Consider the following 1,926-nt stretch of genomic DNA (forward strand, 5'->3'; position numbering starts at 1 on the left):
TGAGCTCTTTCACGCCAACCCAGCGTTTTGGTTACCTCATGTTCGCCATGCTGACGGCGTCGTCATTCGGCAATCTGGTGCTTCTGCCCGCTCTTCTGGCCAGTCCGCTCGCTAACTTTTTCTGGAAGAGTGGCGAGAAAATCGCCGCTCGAAAACGCAGCCGGGGCGAAGGTCATCACGCCCCCGATTTGCATCCCCACCTGGTGGCGGAGCGAGAAGAGGAACCTGCCGGAGAACTGGTGGCAGTGGGAGCAGAAGTGGAGCTATCGGACTTGGTGGGGGTTTCCCCGCAAGGAAAGCCCGGTGCTGGAAAAGTCAGTCAGCGCTATGGTTCTGCTTCCAAACCGGCCAGCCGGCACGGGTTGCCTCGTCGTCCGCGGTAAGAGCCTTTTCCTCATCGTCGGAAAAGGACAGTGTCATCCTCGTCCGCGTGCGAAAAGTTGAATCGTAAAGAACCACTTGCCGCCAAAGGTAAAAAGTCTTAGGTTTAAGGGGATGTCCTCTCTTTTTTAAGAGAGAATGGCCTCTGGGTCAAACCACGAGCCGTCCGCATTTGGCAACAATTGGTCTTCCGGTTAAGGTCTGCACTGTTTATGAACCCGAAAACGAGCGCACGAGAAATCCCCTACCTTGCCCAGCGCTCCCGCAAAGGAAGTATCACGGGAGTCCAGATTTTGGGAGTGGGAAGTTACGTTCCCGATAACCGTGTGCGGAATGAAGATCTCGCGTCGCTGGGATACGATGCGGAGTGGATCGTTCAGCGTACAGGGATCCTGGAACGACGGCATGCGCCGCCGGAGCTGGCCACAAGCGATCTGGCGGTGGAAGCGGCGCGGCGATGTTTGGCGGATGCTGGCGTTGATCCCGCAGAGGTCGACCTCGTCCTGCTGGGGACGTACACACCGGATATGACGATGCCCGCCGCTGCCAGTCTGGTCCAGGAAAAATTGAAGCTGTGTGCCCCGGCCATGGATATCCAGGCAGCCTGCACCAGCTTCATGTTCGCCCTGCTGACAGGGATGCAGTTTGTGGCGTCGGGGTGCGCGAAACGACCACTGGTCATCGGGGCAGACTGCAACTCGCGGGTGTGCAATCCGGCAGATGTAAAAACATATCCCCTCTTTGGAGATGGTGCGGGAGCGGTGCTCCTTGGCCCCGGCGATCGCTCCCAGGGATTTATCGCGTTCTCCTACGGCTCGGACGGTGCGGGGTTCGATCTTCTTTACCGACCCATGGGAGGATCTCGCTGCCCTACCAATCACCAGGGCACGCTCAATGGAGAGCAGTATGTCGTGATGGAAGGCCGGCCCGTTTTCAAATGGGCCATCCGCATGCTTAATCAAACAGTCCATGACGTCCTGGAGATGGCGGATCTCACCCTGGCCGACATCAGCCTGGTTATCTTTCATCAGGCGAACATGCGGATCATCCAGGCTGCAGCCGAGGCCATTGGCATCCCCGACGAAAAACTCTACAACAACCTGGACCGCTACGGGAACACCTCTTCGGCAAGCATTCCCATTTGTTTGGACGAAGCTGTCCGCGAGGGAAGAATCCGCAAGGGCGATCTCGTGTTGCTGAGCGGCTTTGGTGGGGGACTGTCCTGGGCGACCGGCATTCTCCGCTGGTAGTTCCCGTTTCCGCTCGTGCGGTCCTTGGGAAGGCAGGAGGATGAAAAGCCGCCCCATCCCCGCTTTGGGAAAAGCACGGACATGCCACGGACATAATGAGTTGTAGGGGCAATCCATGAATGGCCCTACCGTTTAACCGGCAGATGAACCAGCCAGTCGGAATCCGGTCGGTCAAAGGGATGATCGAAAGGTGGGATGGTGGACGTGACAATCCGCGTCCCTCCGGGTTGAATCTCGCTCCCACGCGAACCCCTTTGAATGTCCACGTCCCGCCTAAAAAAAGCGGGAGGCATCG

General features: G+C 58.0%; 2 protein-coding genes. Both read left to right on the top strand.

The window, feature by feature from the left end; translation table 11 throughout:
- Positions 1-383 (top strand): hypothetical protein (locus H5U08_RS17220; RefSeq protein WP_297035907.1); only part of this gene is annotated, 383 nt, incomplete at its 5' end.
- 210 nt (positions 384-593) lie between these two features.
- Entirely contained in the window at positions 594-1,631 is a 1,038-nt protein-coding gene (locus H5U08_RS17225; RefSeq protein ID WP_297035911.1) for a beta-ketoacyl-ACP synthase III, read from the top strand.
- Positions 1,632-1,926: the final 295 nt, after the last annotated feature.

This window comes from Thermogutta sp., assembly GCF_014359955.1.
Lineage (GTDB): Bacteria > Planctomycetota > Planctomycetia > Pirellulales > Thermoguttaceae > Thermogutta.

Bases quoted from the DNA above. Each gene is read 5' to 3' on its own strand.
- H5U08_RS17225 (WP_297035911.1), top strand. From the start codon at position 594: ATGAACCCGAAAACGAGCGCACGAGAAATCCCCTACCTTGCCCAGCGC.